The 20,573-nt window shown below is 38.5% G+C and carries 20 protein-coding genes; 12 read left to right on the plus strand and 8 right to left on the minus strand.

Features of this window, described 5'->3' with window-relative positions; all coding sequences use genetic code 11:
* The first annotated feature begins 93 nt into the window (after positions 1-93).
* From PSF27_RS09105 to PSF27_RS09140, 8 genes are all read left to right on the plus strand, one after another.
* Positions 94-483: a helix-turn-helix domain-containing protein gene (locus PSF27_RS09105; protein ID WP_206085158.1), complete on the plus strand. Its 390-nt coding sequence runs from the start codon at positions 94-96 to the stop codon at positions 481-483.
* An 82-nt stretch (positions 484-565) separates the two neighbouring features.
* Positions 566-1,129 carry a fimbrial protein gene (locus PSF27_RS09110; protein ID WP_094960889.1) on the plus strand — a complete coding sequence of 188 codons (564 nt, stop codon included), beginning with the start codon at positions 566-568 and terminating at the stop codon, positions 1,127-1,129.
* A gap of 174 nt (positions 1,130-1,303) precedes the next feature.
* Positions 1,304-1,741 carry a fimbrial protein gene (locus PSF27_RS09115; RefSeq protein ID WP_272681341.1) on the plus strand — a complete coding sequence of 146 codons (438 nt, stop codon included), beginning with the start codon at positions 1,304-1,306 and terminating at the stop codon, positions 1,739-1,741.
* Positions 1,742-1,769: 28 nt separating this feature from the next.
* Positions 1,770-4,301, plus strand: a complete 2,532-nt coding sequence (locus PSF27_RS09120; protein ID WP_404461887.1) for an outer membrane usher protein — start codon at positions 1,770-1,772, stop codon at positions 4,299-4,301.
* A gap of 13 nt (positions 4,302-4,314) precedes the next feature.
* Complete coding sequence (locus PSF27_RS09125; protein WP_206085160.1) at positions 4,315-5,064, plus strand: fimbria/pilus periplasmic chaperone; 750 nt, start codon at positions 4,315-4,317, stop codon at positions 5,062-5,064.
* 10 nt (positions 5,065-5,074) lie between these two features.
* Positions 5,075-5,689, plus strand: coding sequence for a fimbrial protein (locus PSF27_RS09130; protein WP_206085161.1), 615 nt, complete (start codon positions 5,075-5,077; stop codon positions 5,687-5,689).
* A gap of 39 nt (positions 5,690-5,728) precedes the next feature.
* Positions 5,729-6,295 (plus strand): fimbrial protein, encoded by a 567-nt coding sequence (locus PSF27_RS09135; protein ID WP_206085162.1) that lies wholly within the window; start codon positions 5,729-5,731, stop codon positions 6,293-6,295.
* A gap of 13 nt (positions 6,296-6,308) precedes the next feature.
* Positions 6,309-7,310 (plus strand): fimbrial protein, encoded by a 1,002-nt coding sequence (locus PSF27_RS09140; RefSeq protein ID WP_241016866.1) that lies wholly within the window; start codon positions 6,309-6,311, stop codon positions 7,308-7,310.
* A gap of 45 nt (positions 7,311-7,355) precedes the next feature.
* Here the strand turns inward: PSF27_RS09140 and PSF27_RS09145 are convergent, their stop codons facing one another.
* The 7 genes from PSF27_RS09145 to PSF27_RS09175 form a co-directional block, all read right to left on the minus strand.
* Positions 7,356-8,033, minus strand: a complete 678-nt coding sequence (locus PSF27_RS09145) for a fimbrial protein (RefSeq protein WP_272681342.1) — start codon at positions 8,031-8,033, stop codon at positions 7,356-7,358.
* Between the two features lie 92 nt (positions 8,034-8,125).
* Positions 8,126-9,742, minus strand: coding sequence for a fimbrial protein (locus PSF27_RS09150; RefSeq protein ID WP_272681343.1), 1,617 nt, complete (start codon positions 9,740-9,742; stop codon positions 8,126-8,128).
* Between the two features lie 25 nt (positions 9,743-9,767).
* Positions 9,768-12,263, minus strand: a complete 2,496-nt coding sequence (locus PSF27_RS09155; RefSeq protein ID WP_206085166.1) for a TcfC E-set like domain-containing protein — start codon at positions 12,261-12,263, stop codon at positions 9,768-9,770.
* Positions 12,264-12,282: 19 nt separating this feature from the next.
* The gene (locus tag PSF27_RS09160; protein ID WP_206085167.1) at positions 12,283-12,966 is read right to left on the minus strand and encodes a hypothetical protein; all 684 of its coding nucleotides are present in this window, start codon (positions 12,964-12,966) and stop codon (positions 12,283-12,285) included.
* Positions 12,967-13,058: 92 nt separating this feature from the next.
* Complete coding sequence (gene ecpA, locus PSF27_RS09165) at positions 13,059-13,667, minus strand: common pilus major fimbrillin subunit EcpA (RefSeq protein WP_206085168.1); 609 nt, start codon at positions 13,665-13,667, stop codon at positions 13,059-13,061.
* A gap of 135 nt (positions 13,668-13,802) precedes the next feature.
* Positions 13,803-14,123 (minus strand): helix-turn-helix domain-containing protein, encoded by a 321-nt coding sequence (locus PSF27_RS09170; protein ID WP_272681344.1) that lies wholly within the window; start codon positions 14,121-14,123, stop codon positions 13,803-13,805.
* Positions 14,124-14,895: 772 nt separating this feature from the next.
* The gene (locus PSF27_RS09175) at positions 14,896-15,381 is read right to left on the minus strand and encodes a cold-shock protein (protein ID WP_206085170.1); all 486 of its coding nucleotides are present in this window, start codon (positions 15,379-15,381) and stop codon (positions 14,896-14,898) included.
* A gap of 178 nt (positions 15,382-15,559) precedes the next feature.
* On the opposite strand from PSF27_RS09175, the gene PSF27_RS09180 reads away from it, so the two are divergent.
* The gene (locus tag PSF27_RS09180; RefSeq protein WP_272681345.1) at positions 15,560-16,258 is read left to right on the plus strand and encodes an RluA family pseudouridine synthase; all 699 of its coding nucleotides are present in this window, start codon (positions 15,560-15,562) and stop codon (positions 16,256-16,258) included.
* Between the two features lie 289 nt (positions 16,259-16,547).
* Here PSF27_RS09180 and PSF27_RS09185 read toward each other — a convergent pair whose 3' ends face one another.
* The gene (locus tag PSF27_RS09185) at positions 16,548-17,087 is read right to left on the minus strand and encodes a DUF2058 domain-containing protein (protein WP_272681346.1); all 540 of its coding nucleotides are present in this window, start codon (positions 17,085-17,087) and stop codon (positions 16,548-16,550) included.
* A 362-nt stretch (positions 17,088-17,449) separates the two neighbouring features.
* Between PSF27_RS09185 and mtnK the strand changes: the two genes are divergently transcribed.
* The 3 genes from mtnK to PSF27_RS09200 are packed head-to-tail and all read left to right on the plus strand — an operon-like array spanning position 17,450 to position 20,515.
* Positions 17,450-18,715: an S-methyl-5-thioribose kinase gene (gene mtnK / locus PSF27_RS09190; protein WP_272681347.1), complete on the plus strand. Its 1,266-nt coding sequence runs from the start codon at positions 17,450-17,452 to the stop codon at positions 18,713-18,715.
* 9 nt (positions 18,716-18,724) lie between these two features.
* Positions 18,725-19,825 (plus strand): S-methyl-5-thioribose-1-phosphate isomerase, encoded by a 1,101-nt coding sequence (gene mtnA / locus PSF27_RS09195; protein WP_272681348.1) that lies wholly within the window; start codon positions 18,725-18,727, stop codon positions 19,823-19,825.
* Between the two features lie 42 nt (positions 19,826-19,867).
* Positions 19,868-20,515 carry an L-fuculose-phosphate aldolase gene (locus PSF27_RS09200; RefSeq protein ID WP_272681349.1) on the plus strand — a complete coding sequence of 216 codons (648 nt, stop codon included), beginning with the start codon at positions 19,868-19,870 and terminating at the stop codon, positions 20,513-20,515.
* Positions 20,516-20,573: the final 58 nt, after the last annotated feature.

The raw sequence follows: 20,573 nt of genomic DNA on the forward strand, positions 1-20,573 counted from the left end.
GTTGCGTTTACTGAGCAAAAAGAAAGCAAATCGTTTACTTTGCAAGCGGGTCTGACTGTGTAACCAAATTACATAAAGCTTTATTGGTGAGATATGAAAAATAACAAGTTAAAAACCAGTATAGATAATTTTCAGAAAATACTAACTGAGCAAATTGGTTTGGAGTTATTCCACCTTAGAAAAGAAAAAGGGCTAAGCGGTAAAGATCTAGCTAAAAAATTAAAAATATCACAACAACAAATTTCTCGATATGAAAGAGGAATATGTAGCATTAACTGTGGGATGTTATTTTCAATCTTATTCTATCTAGATACTAACCCTAGTGCATTTTTCGAAAGTATAACATTGAAAATAAATGAAGAACATCCTAATGCTAATTCATTTATTCATAACAATGAAAACCTCTTCGATGAGCAAGATAATTGCCATTATATTTTTAATCGGCAATCAGAAATTATTCTAAATTCTTTATACAGCAAATAGTTATTTAAAAAATATAAAATTTTAACTATGCCCACTTAATTGTTGGGTAATCATCACGTTGTTATATATAAATGAGGTTCAAATGAAAAAAGTATTTTTAGCAGCTCTTGTTTCTGCCGCTATCGCTTCTCCAGCACTCGCTGATCAAGGGCATGGTAAAGTTACATTTAAAGGTGAAATCATCGATGCACCTTGCTCAATTAGTTCCGACTCTATTGACCAAACTGTATGGTTAGGCCAAATCGCTAACTCTGTTTTAGCAAATGGCGGTACTTCTAGTGCTAAACAATTCAACATTGAATTAGAAGACTGTGTATTCCCTAAAGATGCAGATGACAAAGTCTATAATGACAAAGTCAGCATCACATTCTCTGGTTCTAGTGCTGCATTCAACTCTAAATTATTAGGTGTAACTGGCTTAGATGCAACCGATCCAACTATTGCGGGTAACGTCGGTATTCAATTAACTGATACAAACGGAGCAGCATTAGATATGGGTGTTGCAACAGCACAAGAACACCAATTACAAGCGGGTGATAACACTCTACGTTATAGCGCTTATGTACAAGGTGCAAACGTTGCAGTAGATAAAATTCCATTAGGTAAATTCGAAGGCGTAACTAACTTTACCTTAACTTATAACTAATTGATTAGTTAAAGAGGAATACTCCTGTATTCCTCTATTAGTCACCTAATTAAGTCAGAGGTTAAAGTGAAAGGATTTATCTATTCGCCAAGAAATGTATCGTCTCTATTGCTTCTTACATTATTTCTTTCGCCACAAATGGCGGCATCACCTCATGGATGGGGAAAAGTCACAATGAACGGCGAAATAGTCGATACTGCCTGTGCAATAGATATCGGGTCAAGGGATCAGACCATTAATATGGGGGTTCTTCCAATAAGCTATATTCGCGAAGTTGGGAAAGGCCCCATAAAAGAATTCAATATTAAGCTCGTTGATTGCCGTTGGGAAAAATATTCAAAAGATAATAACGAATGGAATTCACTCGAAGTCACTTTTGATGGTCCATCAGAAGGTGATTTTTTCACACTCTCGGGTGAAGCAAAAGGAGTGCAATTGGCGCTGCATGATATCTCGGGATACTCCATTACACCAGGGAAGCCATTGCCTGCACAAGGAATTATCCCTGGCACAATGATACTGAAATATCAAATGCAATTAGTCACCAATTATCATCCTGTTAAAGCGGGTAATTACCAAACCTTATTAAGGTTCAAGGTCGATTATTATTAATTCTAAAAGTTATATTGGTGTTTTAGGGATGTTTTTTATGTTTTTTAAACAACACAAAATAAATATAATAACGACAACGATAATGTTCGCTTTTGGGTCATTATCTGCCCAGTTATATGCTGCTGATACTATACAATTTAATACAGCATTATTTGATTTAGAAGACAAAAAAAACATCGATATTAAGCAATTCTCACGTGCTGGCTATATTATGCCTGGCACTTACCCTCTAAAAATACAATTAAATAAAGAAACTCTGCCTGAACAACGATTTTCTTTTTATGCGCCTGAAAATGACCCTGAAGCAAGCCTTGTATGTATTACACAAGAACAAGTCCAACAATTAGGGCTAACAGCGGACTCATTGAAGAAAATTACGTGGTGGCATAATAATGAGTGTCTTGATTTACTCAGTTTACCTGGCTTTCAAGCTCAGGGAGATTTATCTGACTCAACATTATACCTAAGTATTCCTCAAGCCTATCTTGAATATAGAACCGCTAACTGGGATCCACCCTCTCTTTGGGATGAGGGGATTTCAGGAGCTATTTTAGACTACAACATTAATGCAAGAGCCAATAAACCTCATGATAACAATAGTAATTATAATGTGACGGCAAATGGTGTTGCGGGTGTTAACCTCGGTGCATGGCGCTTCAGGGGCGATTGGCAGGGACGTGCTCAACGAGAAACTGGCTCAAACAGTAAAAATGAGCATGATTTCCAATGGAGCCGACTTTATGCTTATAAAGCTTTAACTAGCATTAAAGCAAAACTGACTTTGGGTGAAGACTATTTTAATACGGATTTATTCGACAGTTTTCGATTCACTGGGATTAGCTTACGCTCAGATATCTTAATGCTTCCACCGAACTTACGTGGATATGCGCCAGAAATCACAGGTGTTGCAACCACCAATGCAACGGTCATTATTAGTCAACAAGGGCGAGTTATTTACCAAGAACAAGTTGCTGCTGGGCCTTTTCGTGTCCAAAACTTAAGCGATGCAACGACGGGTAAACTGGATGTTCGAATCGAAGAACAGGATGGTTCTGTTCAAGAATATCAAGTTGAAACGGCTAATATCCCTTATTTAACGCGCCCAGGTAGTATTCGATATAAATTAGCAATGGGTCGACCAACCGATATGGATCACCATGTTAACGGAGACACATTCGCAAGTGGTGAAATGTCATGGGGAGTCACCAATGGTTGGTCATTGCTCGCAGGCTCATTAAATAGCCAAGACTATAATGCATTCAACGTAGGTGTAGGTCGCGATCTATTAGCATTTGGTGCTTTGTCTTTCGATATTACGCATTCTATTGCAAATATTCCGAATGATAAAAAACTGACAGGTAACTCTTATCGGATAAACTATTCGAAGCGCTTTGATGACTATGATAGCCAAGTCCAATTCGCAGGTTACCGCTTCTCTGAGCGCAGTTTTATGACTGTGACTGATTTTTTAACGGCTAAAGATTCAGGCGAACGCCAAGGCAGTAATAAGGAAATGTATGTGATTTCTCTAAATAAAAATTTTAGAGAACCAAGGATCACTGCTTATTTAAATTATTCGCACCAAACCTATTGGGATAAGCCAGAAAGCAATCGCTACAATTTAATGGTAACAAAAACCTTAGATTGGGGAAGCCTGAAAAATATTAATATTTCATTATCGGCGTACCGCAATAAATATAACGAAACAAATGATGACGGTCTTTATATTTCAGCATCAATGCCTTGGGGAAATGGTGCCAATATCGGCTATTCATTACAAGCAACACGGGACGACACCGTTAACCGGGCAACTTATTATGACAAGCTGTCTGATAGAACCAATTACCAAGTCAGCGCAGGGTCAACCAATAAAGGTGGAACCGCAAGCACCTATATTACTCATTACGGCGATAATACGAAGTTAACCGCAAATGCCAGCTATATTCACAATAATTACACGTCATTTGGATTAGGGGCTCAAGGCGGATTCACTATGACGTTAAAAGGTGCGGATGCTCACCGAGTTTCAAATATTGGCGGCACTCGTTTACTCATAGACACTGACGGCGTAGCTAAAATCCCCGTATCAGACCGTGGTATCCCTATTGCATCGAATGCATTCGGTAAAGTGGTCGTGCCTGACTTAAATAGTTACTACCGCAGTAAAGTTAAAGTCGATTTAAATGCATTACCGAATAATGCCGAGGTGACTGATTCTATTGTCCAGGCCACATTAACAGAAGGCGCAATTGGCTACCGTAAATTTAATGTATTGTCTGGTGAAAAAATGATGCTTTCAATGCGTATGTCTGACGGCTCTGCGCCGCCATTTGGTGCTCAGATTACTAATTTGAAAGGAAAAGAAACAGGGATCGTCACTGATAATGGATATGCCTACGTCAGTGGTATCAACCCAAATGAAGTCATGATTATTCATTGGGGTGGCGCAGCTCAATGTGAAATTCATTTTCCTGAGAACTTAGAAACAATTAGCCAAGGATTATTCATTCCTTGTAAGCCACTATCAAATAAACGTAATGAAACAGATAATAATCTGTAACTGAGTGATTGCTATGAAAAAATTAACTAATTTATATATCAGTACTATTTTATTAAGCAGTTTAGTTAGCGGAAGCGCTTTCTCAGCAATTGCTTTAGATAGAACTCGCATTATTTTTAATGGCGATCAAAAAAGCGTTTCAATTACTATTACCAATAAAAATAACCAACTGCCTTATTTAGCCCAAGGCTGGGTAGAAAATATTCAAGGAGTGAAAGTTACCTCTCCTTTTGCAGTATTACCCCCAGTGCAAAGAGTTGAACCCGAAAAATCAAGCCAAGTTCGTGTTGAAGCGCTTCCTGAAATAAACCAGTTACCTCAAGATAGAGAAAGCGTTTATTACTTTAATTTAAGAGAGATACCACCTAAAAGTGATAAGCCGAATGTTTTACAATTAGCATTACAAAGCAAAATTAAATTATTTTACCGCCCGAAAAGTATCATGCTAAGTGAAACGGAAATGTTGAATAACCCTTGGCAGGAAAAAACACAGCTTATTAAACAAGGCGACCAATATATTATTAAAAATCCAACGCCTTTTTATATCACCATTATTGGCGCTGCGGAGCGTATCAACTCACCAGTAAATCAAAACTTTAAAGCCGTTATGGTCGCACCATTTAGCGAAGAAAATTTAGGTGTCCCAAGTTCCACTGTTGGTGCGAACCCAGTACTAACCTATATCAATGACTACGGTGGCCGTCCTAAATTGCAATTCAAATGCCAAGCCAGCACATGTCAGGTTGTTCCTGAAAATAAATAGAGAGGAAAAGATGATTAATCAAAAAAGTCTTACCTTACTTCTCGGGCTTTCTCTGATATTTCCACCGTCTGTCATATATGGGGCGTCCTCGAATGCCTTTCATGACGCCACAGGAAATTGGGATGTCGAAGGCGCCAATGGAAAAATTTTTGTTTACGGCTCCTTAACTGAGAGTGCTTGCCATTTATCGATGGACTCTGCATTTCAATCTGTTGATTTGGGGAATGTTGAAACTGCGTCATTAAAAGCAATTGGCGCACAAGGCCATAAAACCCCGATTAATATTGAATTGCTGGATTGTATCGACACACCAACTGCCCTAAGAAATGATAAATCGGGCAATGTCACATGGAGCACTTCCCAGCCAGGGATGAAAATTCGGTTTATTGCCCCTGTCATTCCGTTTCGCCCTAACATTGCCAGCGTAGAAGGTGTTACTGGATTGGGATTACAAATCACCAACCCAAAAGGAAAAGAAATCGCCTTTGGTGAGTACAGCGAACCACAACTTATTTCGTCTGGGCAAAATATTTTAACTTATTACGTAGCCCCCGTCAGAGTTGCAGAAAAATTACAGGCAGGCGCATACCGAAGCATTATTTCTTTCCAAATAACCTATGAATAAGCTAATTCAATTAGCGGATAGAGCATTGAAGGTCTTTATATGAATAACTTAAATTTCAATTTTTACAAATTTAAAAAAATAATACTCTTCATGCTATTCAGTTTGTTATTTTTTTCATTACCGAGCCATGCAAAAAATGGCCAAATCGGTGAAATTAAGATAAGAGGGCAGCTTGTCGCTGAAGCTTGCACGGTAAGGCCTGGTGATGAAAATATCATTGTAGATTTTGGTACTATCGTCAATAAGTATCTCTATATTAACCAAAAAACACCACTGGAAAATTTTAATATTCACCTAGATGACTGTGATAATAGTATCTTTAAAACAGTGACAGTTAAGTTTACTGGAACCGAAAATAGCTATTTACCAGGCCTCCTTGCATTAGATTCTGGCAGCATGGCTTCGGGTATAGGAATTGAAATTTTAGAATACAATGGTAAAAAAATTCCCATTAATAGTACGACGCCCGCATACAATCTAGAGAATGGCACAAATATATTAAGTTTTAATGCGAATGTGCAAGGGGAACCCGATGCAATAAAAAATAAAAGTATTGCATTTGGCCATTTTACTGCAACCGCTATTTTTAGTTTAATTTATGATTAAGGTATCAGTAACAATGAAGATATTAATATTACTTCTCGCAACCTTATTATTCTCCCCGACCATATTTGCATTCCAATGTAAAACAAATGGGGGCCAAGAGGTTGGCGGCGGAACACAAAGCATACAAGATGTTCCTCTTGATAATGATATTTTTGCTGTACCTAATCGAATTAATGAATTCGCGGATGTGAGTGACTTTATGACCTGCCGCAATGAAGCGCCATCCGCCTATGTCGACTACCTGAATGTCACAGGCGCTGACTTAGGCCCTGCGTTTAAAAATAATCCTGAATTAAAAGCTGGTGTTGTTGTACGCGGTGCTTATTATTTAGCACCATTTAGTGGTCAAGAAATTCCAGTTTTCCGTTTAACCACCGCTTCTGAGCCCTTGCAAATTAAGTTATATTTGCAAGTAAATGTTAAGCCTACACCTTCAGTTTTAGTCAGAAAAGGAGATTTATTGATGACGCTTGATCTCCATAAATATGCAACATTTGTAGGCAGCAACCAACATATTGACCACGCTTATTTTAAATGGAATTTCTATGCTGGAAATGATGTGGTTGTAGGAACAGGGACATGTGATATCAATGATAACCAAATCATTATTGTTGATTTTGAAACGGTTAATGCATCAGGTATTTCAACAGTGGGTAGTGCGAGCCGTTTTCAGCGTAATGTTGAGATCACATATAGCTGTGAAGATAATAACCTAACAGCACCAATAAAAATGATTTTAAGTGGTGAAACATCAACCTTTTCAGGAGATGCGCTACTCGTCAGAACAGGTGATATCGGCAGTCAAGGCCCGATCATGCCAGGATTAGGTGTAGAGATTTATCATCAAGGACAACGTGTTTCCCCAATGAATGGGCATTTCAATTCAAAAATCGAAAATGGCCATGGCAGAGATACATTAATGTTTACGTTAGTAAAGAAGCCAAATTTATCGCCAAATGAGCTCATCGAAGGCCAGTTTAACTCTGCAGCAACAATTATTATGTCTACACCATAGTGTTATAAAGAGGCTTTTACTTATTAAAAGCCTCTTTTGCATTAATTATTCACAATTCCCGACCGAATAATATTTATCGAAAATAACTATATATTTTCGGCTTTTCTTTTTTAAGCGTACATCGTTAAACTCTTGATTAGGTAACAAATAAAAGACGTAAGGCTCCGAGTCATCATTAGCATCACAGCTGTCATGTAATAACACCCTAAAATAGGTATTACCCGTATTTTTTAGTACCCCATCATTTGAATTGAGATCGTATTTAAAGTCTGGCTTTTGTGGCCTCACAACAAAATAGGTTTCTAAGCTAACTGTTGGGTAAAATAATGGCTGCTTTTTTTTCCCATCATCATTACGCATATCCAAAGGCGTTTCGCTAATAATAATCTTATAATAGCGCTCAGTTTCATCCGCTTGCCCTCGATAAAAAATCTTAAAAAACTCCTGCTCTCCTGGTAATAAAATTTTCTTCAGCGGAGTAAAGATAATTTCACCGTTGAGTATCGGCTCACCCTGTTCTTGGCCACCTGGTCTATCAATTTTATAAGCGCTAAAATTATATAAATTCGTTTTTTTCGTATCATTAACGTATGGCTTAGAAAAAAACTCTTGGCCCGAATCCATCGAAGAAATATCTGAATTGATATATAACGCAAATGCGTTGTTGTAAAACGAAAACAACACCATCAAGAATAGGATTTTAAGCAAAGAGAAGCGTTTCATAATAAAAATCCGCTATTAAATTGAAGGAAGAATTGGTACCAATAAAAAAGCTACTTGCGTCTTTACAAGTAGCCACAAAATAGCCATTAAAGTTATTGAATATCAGGTCCCGTCCAAATCGCCTTAACGGTAATCGTCCCACTTGCTGAAACTGTCCCTAACCAATCAATACCGTCTAATGTGAAAAACGAATTAGCGTCATTCATTGGGAATGATAAGTCTAAATCAGTACGATAAAAAGAACCGAGATCTTCATTTGGCCGGTCCCAGGGGGTCTCCGCCCATAATGCGTTTTTTAATGAAATTTCATTATTATCACAACTAGCGCGGTATGACTCCTTCACCCCACTGCCATTTTTAAATGAAAGGTAAGCAGAAAAAGGGACATTAAATTTGTTATCACTTGAAGTAAATAAACAGTACGACTGACCTTTTAATGTTGTTTGGGGCCCCTCAACTTTTGCCGTAATAGAGTCTGCCTGTCTTGGGCCACTGGTCGTCACAATGTAATTAAATTCTATCGGCGGCTCTTCGCTACCGACCTTACCCGTTTTCGATTGATTTGGATTAAAGTCTGCAGGAATAATGCTAATTCCATAATCTCTCGGTTTAATTATTAAGTAGTTTGATGGCGTAAATTCATAAAAACCAGACTGTGGCAGTGGAGATTGAAAACCAAATGTATAAACACTGTCTGCCAATGTCACGGTTGAATTTGGCGAGGCATCAACAATCGATTTTAAATACGCATTGGAAAGAAAGACTTCAATATTCTGTGAGCCATTATTAAAAATCTCAGACATATTTGTTGTTGAAGACCAGTTCGTCCAACGTGTGCTATTACTGCCTTTATATTGAATCTGTGCAGCAGCTGGCGCCCTCGCTAAACCTAGCTTTGCACTATCAATATACATACGGACAGTAAATGAGCCACTAATTGATGAACCTTTGGTTTCTAACTCCACTAATTTACAAATCACACCAGAAGCATTTGCCACAATCCCTGTGGAACAAAAATTAGAACCCAGCCCAATGGTTGGATTCCCATTGCTGTCCACAAACACCTCTTGCAAGGCGCCAGTGCCTTTCAAAATAATGTTCCCTTTTTTATTGGTTGGAATGTAGTGTTGCTGCGTACTTGTTCGCCCCCCGCTGGTCATACACGTTGTATTACTTAAATTATAATCATCACGACTTGTACATGTTCTTAAATCAAACGTGTATTCTGTTCCTGGCGGGATTTCCGCTAACCAACGATAAAATGCTTCCGAGAAAATAGGCCTTGAATAACCCGATTCACCTGGCGTACCTGTTTGCTGTATTTTATATGCGCCATTATCCCGTAATTGCTGAGCAGGCCAATAAGAGGTTGCAGGGCAATTTCGGTTGTTCGTCATACAACGGTTTCCAATAAAGGGTTGGTTAACAGGGGAATTTTCTAACCAAATATCGCCTATATTATACGTTGAGCTAAATGGTGTACCGGTATATCCCATATAGCCTAAACTTAATTGACTATTACGCTGATATTTTGTGAAAACATTGGAACCCGAAAAACGCGGATCAACCCTATTTGCCACAATAAAAAATTCATTATCAACTTGGTTTTCAACAATGACATATTCTTGCAGGGGTGCGGTTGCTGCAAAAGAATTCGGCGTTAAAACAGCGAATGAAAAAAAGAGTGCTGTTATCGATAATAATCGCATATTAAATTAGCCTTTAAAGAGATAATTAACGTTTAGCAAATGCTTCTTGAGGCTCACAAGTCACCTCGCCAACCCACAATGCACCGCGTGCACCTTGCAGGTTTAAGTCTGCTTCACAAATAGTCTGTTGGTCGTCCTGTAATAACGATATCACTGGGTATCGAACATCAACGTCCATGGAAAACTCACCATTTTGGTCGGTTTTTGTTCGACCGATATGGTTTCGAATGGAAGCATATTTTATATATTCGCCATTAGGCGATTTCAGACGACCAAATACGGTCACTAGTTGCCTAACTTCAGGTTGATAAAGGGCAATATTTCCTGGATATAATGTAACGGACTTGTTTCGACCAGAGACAATATCAAAACTGTCTTTTGATTTGCCGTCATTCATTAATTGGATGTCATAATCAGAATAAGGAGACAATGGAATAAACGTATTTTTTCCACTAATTGGGTAGTTTTGGCCATTCACTTTCGCGACCATACTGCCACTACCTTTAATATCTGAATTAATAATCACGCCAGATTTACCTTGCTGCCCGCTAGGCGTGATCATTCCGTCACTATAGGCTACTGAGCCGCGCGAAGTTAAGTTACCATTGAGCCGGTTATTATCAGGCCTATTAATCGTCACAGTCCCTGAATTATATTTTGTGTCGTAAGACGCATAGCCCAACGTTGAAAAATCAGACTCGCCATTATCTTTATCACGAACTAATTTTGAAACTGAAACACCTGCATTGGTAATCACGGAATTTTCAAAATTCTTATTCGCATAAATATTGGCTTTTACGTTACCGTTTGTCGAAGAAACGCCAGTACTAAGCCATGTAGAGAGCGGCAAAGAGAAATCAAGATTCACGTATTTTTCGTTGGTACTGTTTTGATTATCATAATGATAACGCTGAACACCCGCTCTTAATCCTACCGTGCCATAACGACCCGAGAATAATGTGTTCGCGTACTCATAGTTGATTGAATCACTGCCGACACGGCGGTCTTTGGTGTTACTAATAGTAAACGAGCCTGTTCTATCAATGATTTTGTCAAAGTTAATCGTGCCGCCGTAAGAATAGCTATCCGCATCATAAAGCGGTAAATCGCCCGTCACGACGGTCTTTTCTTTAGATGCCCATAAAGAACCGTACCCTTCGGGGATATTGACCGAAACCGTCGCAATATTACGGTGACTGCCATGATTTTCTAACATGCCCTGCCAAGCAACTGAAATATAGTTATTTAAAGTGGCGTTAACGCTGGTTTCTTGTACAACAAACTTATCAAACCCATAGTTGGACATTTGGAAACGAATACCCGATAACACTGGGAAGTTATAAGCAAAAGAAACACCCGCTAAATAACTTTTTTCAGGGGTCTGACTAGGTGAGCCTTCACCTCTCACATAATGGCGCTTATCAAAATCAATATATCCTCCGTAAATTTCCCAATTTAGCTTGTCGTAATTTCCCGTTATCGCACCGAAGGATTTATTAATTGTTTGGTGCTGTGTGGTGACAACTTTCCCATCAACAACCGTTTCGATAGTGACTTCGTAAATACCATAAGGCAATACGCTCGTATCAACCTCAAAATTACCCATCGGGAAATTTTGAATGTTCAATAATTTACCTTGACGGTAAATACGCACTTCCCCAGGACTATTTAAAAAAGCATAAATGGGTGTTAATGACTGTTGTTTATTCACCACCATACTAGATGAATTATTCCCGATGGAAGCGGCATAAATTTTACTGCTACTAAGGGCGGTTAAACTGGCAATCGATTGTAAATTCCATGTGCTCATTAAACCTAGCGCAAAGCGAAATCCATTAAAATCACGTTCATACATTGCACGGTAAAGTTCAACGTTCGAATTCGATTTTCCAATACTGTACGCTGAGGCGTTCACATTAAAATGATGTTCTGCAGCAGCAAATAAGGTATCTAAATTAAAATAGCTACTTGATGAATCTTTCGCGTCTTTGACTCGGCTCTGAAACACACCTAAATCATAATTGGCGACGGCTGAAAATGAATTAACTGAAGAATTTCCTAAGACAGATTGTCTCGCATGCTCTTTTGCTGCAAATGCGGCTTTATCAACATCTAATGATAGGTTGAATGAAGAGATGTTTAATTGAAGAACGGCATTGTTATCAATAACAATCCCATTATTTTCATTAAAAATAGCATTTTGCTTACTTTCAAGCTTATCAACTAATAAATTATTGAGTTTCGCACCCTGATCATTCTCAATGAGATGAAGACTTGATAATTTAATTTTACCCTGATCAATGACAATAACTGCATCCGCAATTTTGCTTTCACTCTGACTTTTTTTAGCCTCATCATTCAGACGTAAAAAAACAGGCACAGACATTCCTTCCTCCAATGCACTCACAAATGCAGGAGGAATAATATATCCACCAATCTTAATACTTTTCATTTCATCAGCATTAATCGAATTCGAAAAAATAATACTCAATATTGATAAAGCAATAGCACTCTTACGCATGATTTAAGTCCATTCTTCATTATTTGACAACAATGAACTCTCCTTTGTGCCAAATACCTACGCTTGATTTTTTATTTGAGAGATCGACAAATTGCAATTTAACGGCTAAATGTGGCATGAGGTAATATCGCTCACGGCAAACACCATCCACTGCATATTTTTGTTTTTCTGCTAAACACGGTCCTGAAGCCACAACACGAAAAGAACTATTACCCGTATTCGCAACTTGGGAATTAATATATTGGTAATTAAAATTTTCAATTCTTGGTGCGACAACTAAAATCGTGCTAATTGTTGCCGATGTCGTTGCTGATGCTGATTTTGAACTTTGTGTAACACCACTTTCACCAATAGGGTCATCTTTCCAATTTAATCGGTAATAGCGTTCTTTATCGTCCTTTGGCCCCTGATAAATAATTTTAAACACATCTTTTGCTTTACCTGGCAGAATTAAATTAGCTGGTGTTGACAATATTTCATTAGGATCATTGACAGGAATAACCTTTCCATTTTCAAGTGGAGAGTCAATTTTTTCGATTGTTAGATTTACCAGCCTTGCTGTATCAACTGTATTTTCAATTTCTTTCGCTATCGTATCTTCATCGGATGGTATTATCTCAGTAATATTCCCCACATTAACAGCGAAGCTATTTTTTAATGGGAGCCATGATAATAAAATTAATGCTAATGTTATTTTTTTCATAATCATAAATTTCTAAGAAAGGAATAACGATAAAGATATTATTTCCCTATAGTATCTTTATCGTAGTATTCAATTATCCAATTAAGAGATAATTAAGGTGCTGGTGTGAAAGTACCGTCCCAAGTCGCGGTAAATTGAACTTTTACATCACCATCCCATGTACCATCGGTCAGTGCTTTAAAGTCTGTTGCTGCACCAGCAGCTTCTGCGCTTGCAATAACAAATGTGAATTCACCGCGGTCTGTTGCACGCTCAGAACCGTTATAGATACCATCAGCAGCTAAGTTATCTAAACCAGAAGTTAAGCCTTTTGATGTATCAATTAAAACTAAATCTGTATTTTTATTAAGATCTTCACCATTCCATTTAACACCAACCGTTAATTTAGAATCGTCAGTTGTTCTTGCTAATGTGTTCGCAATAATTTTTGATGCTAATTTAAAGTCTGTAGCGCCTGCTTGCCCTTGAATTGCAATATCGAACGCACCATTTTGCTGGTTAAAGCTTTTTTGGCCTTCAGCATAATTAAACGTTAAACTTTTTAATGGAGTAACAACTAACATACTTGTTGTATCTTTAATTGCGGTTGCTTGCCAAGTTGCAGTCGCTTGAGCTGTACGTGTATCGGCATTAGCAACGGTTGCAAAAGACGCAGCAATAACTGTTGATAGCAAAACAGATGCCATTTTTTTATTTAACATATTATTCTCTCTAATTTAATTTATATCAAAAAATAATTACATAGTATAAAAAACACTTTTAACCGTGCTTTTTATAAAATATAATCAATAAAATAATCAGAAAACCTGATTATTTTATTCTGCCTGTTCTAATAATTAGAAATTATTAATGAAGCTTTTAGTAGAATAGCCTTTCCATGAAAGGTATTTATTTTTACTTTCGTTTTTATCTGTTTTTATTCCAATCAATGATTCATCTTCAAGAAATCGAAGTACGTCAATCCATCTTTTATCTAATATTCTCAAAAATTGTTCTAATTGATCTAACGTGATAGCTGTGGTCCCTATTTCATAACGTGAGATTTGCTGTTGACTAATATTCATTAACTTAGCCATCTGTTTTCCTGTCATGTTTCTTTCTTTACGGGCACGTCTTAAAAAAATACCGACATGACAACTAATTATATTAGATTTCATTAACCACACTCCAATATAAAATAATTAATTAAACATTTAACTTTTATTAATAATAAATACATTAAAATAAGAGTAAAAACGTTTATATCGATCGAATCGCTTTATTTGATAGGTGCAGACTATTAAATGATGAATATCGATCACTTTAACTGATTGATATACACATTTAATGTGTATTTAAGTTAAGGAATGGATAATTAACTATATGATAAATATATTAATTAAATATTATTAGTATATTATAATTTATGGAGTGTATTATTGAGAGTAATTCCGAACGATTAATTACTCTCATAAGGATTAAAACACATAAAGTTACATTGAATTACAAATTGACACAAAACACATTAATTTTAATTATAAAAACTCATAATATGAGTAAAACAATAAACTATAAATATGGATGATTTTAGTTTTACCCATAAAAAGTAATGGCCAAGCCAATATTTATCTCTAAAAAAATAAAAACTCAACTTAATAAACCAATGAAAAAGTAAGGCAAAATGCGACTATCAGCCTATTCTCGTGATGTATTTACCTTTACCAATATTATGAGTATGCGTAAATTAAATTTATCATCGATATTTAGGCGATTACGCGTTTAAGCCCAAAAGAGAAGCCAGCCTCTTTAACACACTGCATCGATATTAAGTGGATTTACCTAGAATAACAAACGATATTATAACAATGGGAATTTATTAACGTTATCTAGCTAAGAGCGCCATATAAAATAGCGCTCTAGTACTCATCAATTTTCTGCTCTATCCAAGGACTAATTCTTACATGAATTCAACCGTTTTACCGTTTCTTCAATATCGATTTCATCTTCTGAAAACGTCAATGTGGTGCCATGTAGCGTAGTGATAGCTAATTTTTTCAGTGAGCGCATATCACCAGGTTTAATTTCCGTTTTTGGACGAATGCTGCTCATCAGCGCACCTACCGATAACACGGTATTCGCTTTATCAATACCCGCATCTGCGGGAACTTCTTCACTGTATACAAGGAAAGATTTAATTGAAGTGATTTTCAAACGCTCGCCCGCAATAAAAATATACTTGCTTTCAGGGATCACTTTAACAGCAAAAGCAGACAAGCCTTTATTATTGGTTGTTGGTTCAAAGGTGATTTCTGCACCCTTTTTGATCAGTTCAGGGTTAGCAACCTTAATCACATGGAAATAACGGTTATCTCCGTTCTCATCTTTGATAAATCCAAAGCCTTTATCTTCAAACCACGTTGTGATTGTTCCTTTCATTGCATTACCACCTAATTAATCGTTTTAAACTCAGTTTCTCTGACGGCAGTATAAAGCACAATGTAGGCTCAGACCATGCCTTTGGTTTTTAGCTGGATGATAAATTTACAACACCCCAAGGCGACGGCAGATGATAAATTAGTTATTATTCTTTCCCCTTTTTTATTTAGAGAAGTCGATGTCTACGATTATTGATACCTTTATTGCCCCGCCTTGCTATGAGCAGGTTGATGTCCTCTATCAAGACGAACATTTACTGATTATCAATAAACCTTCGGGATTACTCAGCCTTTCAGGGAAAAACCCTCAGAATTTAGATTCTGTACATTATCGACTGGTGAAGTTATTTCCAGATTGTACCCTTGTTCATCGATTAGATTTTGGCACTTCAGGGCTGATGATCATTGCCCTTAATAAAGCCATCAATGCCGCACTTTGCCAACAGTTTAGCCAACGTACTGTTGCTAAAGTTTATCAAGCGCTACTGTGCGGGCACTTGAATAATAACGAAGGGATAATTGATGCGCCGATAGCAAAAGACCCAGCGTTATTTCCACGTATGTCTATTTGCAAAGTGAATGGAAAACCCGCACGTTCCCGTTATTTGGTACTGGAGCGCTTTCAACAAGAAATAGTGGGTGGTACAACTGTCCCATTAACACGAGTGCAGCTCACCCCTGAAACGGGGCGCACCCACCAGCTACGTATTCATTGCCAATATTTGGGGTATCCCATTTTGGGGTGCGATTTATATGGCGGCCTGTGTTTATCTGGCACAGAGCATGCACCAAGGCTGATGTTACACGCCAGCGAGCTACGTTTTACACATCCGATCAGCCATAAACCACTTCATTTTATTCATGATAGCCCGTTCTAATACTCTATATAGCCCAAACTTTAATACTCTAAATAATTCAAGTTGCAGCTAGGCGACAAGAGAATGAGACGCTAGGAGTATACATAAGTATGTGACTAGTGCGAATGAACGCGGTCAACAACGCTGCGGTTTGAAACGGTCATTTAATACTCTAAACTGCCTTTAATACTCTAAATAATTCAAGTTGCAGCTAGGCGACAAGAAAATGAGACGCTAGGAGTATACATAAGTATGTGACTAGTGCGAATGAACGCGGTCAACAACGCTGCAGCTTGAAGTATGACGAGTATTACCACATCAAATCATCTGGGATCTTAAACTCAGCGTATGGATCATCTTCATCCTGAGCTTCTTCACTCAACGCATTATTTAATACAATACTATCCACATCTCTTTGAGTAATTTTATCAGCGACAACCGCAGGGATAATTGCATATCCATTTACATTATTGCTATCAATAACTAAACGAGCAATTGCTAGGCGTCCACTGATCAATTGTTTTTGTGTGGTTTTATCTACCATCACTTGTTTAATGACATTGTTGTCGGTGAAGTTAAAAGCGATATCGCCTTTCGCTATTTCAATTTTATTCATTTCGATCAGCTGCTTCACTTGCGCTTTGTATTCTTTTGATAGCTGCGCTTGTTTTTGCTGTTCATTGAGCTGCTTATCCCGTTCCTGCTGTGCCTTTTTATTTTCTTCGACCGCTTCTCTGGCTTCCCGAGCTTGTACCCGTGATTTTTTCGCAGTTCGTTGAACTTTAGCCATTTTTTTACTGGTGACAAGCCCTGCCTGTAGCATCTGTTCTTGTAAAGTGAGTTTTGCCATTTCTATTTCCGCATCAATAAAATTGTCAGTGAGATAATGGGGGATTATACCTGTAATTTTTGAGTCTGTACGGAGTCAGCATATGAATGCAAATTAAAGGGCAAAAGTTCATTAACTTGATGCCAACCACTCTCTAACCAATAGTTTTCACCATCCCAAACAATACAAATGAATAATAAAATATACATAAGATAAGATAAATCAAAAGACACCTCACCATACCAATAGATAAAACGCACAAAATCAACTCAAAATACGGCTTATCGAAAATTAAACACCGATCACATTAATATACATTTGATAATGTATACTTTACACATGTAAAGCAAATGATGATTATAACAAGATTAAGGGGATTTGTTATGTTGGACTCAATTCCAGCAGGCTACAAGCCGCTGACATGTGAAACACTGCCACTTTATCTAGCTTCTCAATTGACCGAGTCATCTGAATTGGGCGGAACGCCTGAACAATGGAAAGTCAGTGAAGTGGGTGATGGTAATCTGAACATGGTGTTCCTTGTAAAAGGAACGCTCAAAACAATCGTCGTTAAACAAGCTCTGCCTTGGGTTCGTGCAGGTGGGGAAAGTTGGCCATTATCGCTGACTCGAGCTGGTTTTGAATATAATATCTTATCGCAAGAAGCCCGCTGTGCAGGTCACGAGCTCGTCCCTGAAGTCTATTTTTATGACCAAGAGATGGCGCTATTTGCGATGGAGTACCTTTCACCCCACATCATCCTTCGTAAAGAGGTGATGGCAGGTAAAAAGTTTCCAAATCTCGCTGAAGATATTGGAACCTTTATCGCCAAAACCCTTTTTTATACCTCTGATATCGGTATGCCAGCTGATCAGAAAAAAGCGCTGACAGCCAAATTTGCACTCAACCATGAGCTTTGCAAAATTACAGAAGACCTTATCTTTACTGAGCCATATTTCAACGCTGAACGTAACAACTGGCTATCTCCTGAGCTTGATCAGGCTGTCGAAAAGATGTGGCAAGATAAAGAAATGATCCAAGTGGCCATGCGTTATAAATACAAATTTATGACTGAAGCACAAGCATTATTACATGGGGATTTACACTTAGGGTCTGTCATGGTGACAGAGACTGATACAAAAGTCATTGACCCTGAGTTTGGGTTTATGGGGCCGATGGCTTTCGATATCGGAAACTACATGGGTAATCTACTCATGGCCTTCTTCTCGAGACCAGCCTGGGACGAAAACACATCAAGCCGCGTCGAATATCAAAATTGGCTTCTCAACCAAATCGAAACAACGTGGTCTGTATTTGTTCAAGAGTTTCGTCACTTATGGAATAACAAAACGGAAGGCGATGCATGGTCTTCAGAACTCTATCAACAAGAGTCTGGCCGAAAAGCTTTACAGGAAGCCCAAAATCAATTCTTTACTACGCTTCTAGAAGACACTTTAGTCAATGCTGGTATGGAAATGAATCGCCGAGTTATTGGATTTGCTGGCGTTGCTGAGTTTAAACAAATTAAAAACACAGCCCTTCGCGCCGAATGCGAACTACGCACACTCACTATGGCTCGCGAGCTTATCGTCAATGCCAATCTGTATAAAGACATGGCTTCCGTTATTCAATTAGCCAAAAAACAATAAGAGGAACGCATGAATATTGAAGGGAAACACTACCGTACCGTTTGGGTCTCCAAAGATGGAAAGGCCGTAGAAATTATCGACCAAACCAAACTACCGTTTAAGTTTGAATTGCTAACACTCAACTCCGCACAAAAAGTGGCTACCGCCATCCAAGAGATGTGGGTACGCGGTGCACCGCTGATCGGCGTTGTTGCCTCCTACGGAATGGCACTTGGTATGCAACAGGATCCGAGTGATAAAAACCTGCAATCGAGCTATGACCTTCTTATTAAAACTCGCCCAACGGCTATCAACCTAAAATGGGCTCTCGATAGAATGATGGCAAGTTTGAAAGATGCACCAGAACAAAAACGCCGTGATATCGCTTGGGAGCTTGCTGGAAAATTAGCAGATGAAGATGTCGAACTGTGTGAGCAAATTGGCCGTCATGGCGTTGAAATTATTCGAGAAATCGCACAGAAAAAACCTGCGGGTAGCGTCGTGAATATTCTCACTCACTGTAACGCAGGTTGGCTTGCAACAGTGGACTGGGGAACCGCGCTTTCGCCTATCTATAAAGCCCATGAAGAAGGCATTAAAGTGCACGTTTGGGTAGATGAAACTCGCCCACGTAATCAAGGGGGGCTAACTGCATTTGAATTAGGCTCACACGGCGTACCACACACGCTGATTGCGGATAATGCTGGCGGTCACCTCATGCAACACGGAGAAGTTGACCTCTGCATCGTCGGAACTGACCGAACCACAACGCAAGGAGATGTCTGCAATAAAATTGGTACCTATCTTAAAGCCCTCGCTGCTTATGATAATCAAATTCCATTCTATGTGGCGCTTCCCTCACCAACAATTGACTGGACACTTAAGGACGGGAAAACAATTCCTATTGAACAACGTAATGGCACAGAGCAATCACATGTCTATGGGATCAACCCTCAAGGCGAACTAAGTTGGGTGAATACGGCTCCCGAAGGAACATCATGTGGGAATTATGCTTTTGATGTCACTCCCGCTAGATATATCACAGGCTTAATCACCGAACGGGGAGTGTGTGGCGCGAATGAGCCTGCACTCAGTAGCATGTTTGCTGATCTAAAAAATGCGGCTATTTAATTGAGACCGCATGCATAAGATGCAGGTTTTTAAGGAACGAAGATGAAAAGACTCACGTTAGCAGCGGATATCATTACTACCTGTCTAGAGATGAATGCTTCAGGGCTCAATCAGGGGACATCAGGTAATGTTAGCGTCCGGTATCTTGATGGCATGCTCATCACACCAAGCGGCATACCTTACGCGAAAATGACGCCAGATATGATTGTCTTTGTGGATGGTCAGGGCATTTCAGAACCTGGGAAAGTACCGTCAAGCGAATGGTTATTTCATCTGTCTTGTTATCAGGCTAGGCCTGAGTTAAACGCTGTCATTCATACTCACGCGGTCAACTGTACTGCCGTCTCTATCATGAACCATGATATTCCAGCAATTCATTACATGATAGCTGTGACAGGAACAGATCATATTCCCTGTATTCCGTACCATACATTTGGCAGTGCTGAGCTCGCCAACAGCGTATTTGAAGGTATTAAATCCAGTAAGTCGCTTCTTATGCAACATCACGGGATGATAGCCATGGAAACCTCATTGGAAAAAACACTTTGGCTTGCAGGAGAAACTGAAACGCTAGCTGAGCTTTACATCAAAACAGGCGGACTACACAGCAAAGTCCCTACATTATCTAAAGAAGAAATGACAAAAGTCATCGGAAAATTTAAAACGTACGGCTTAAAAACCGACGATTAAATTCACCTATTTTCACATCGATGACAGCCATGGTCGAAAATGGCTGTCAACCTCTACC

It is taken from the genome of Providencia sp. PROV129, from assembly GCF_028482245.1.
Taxonomy (GTDB): Bacteria; Pseudomonadota; Gammaproteobacteria; order Enterobacterales; family Enterobacteriaceae; genus Providencia; species Providencia vermicola.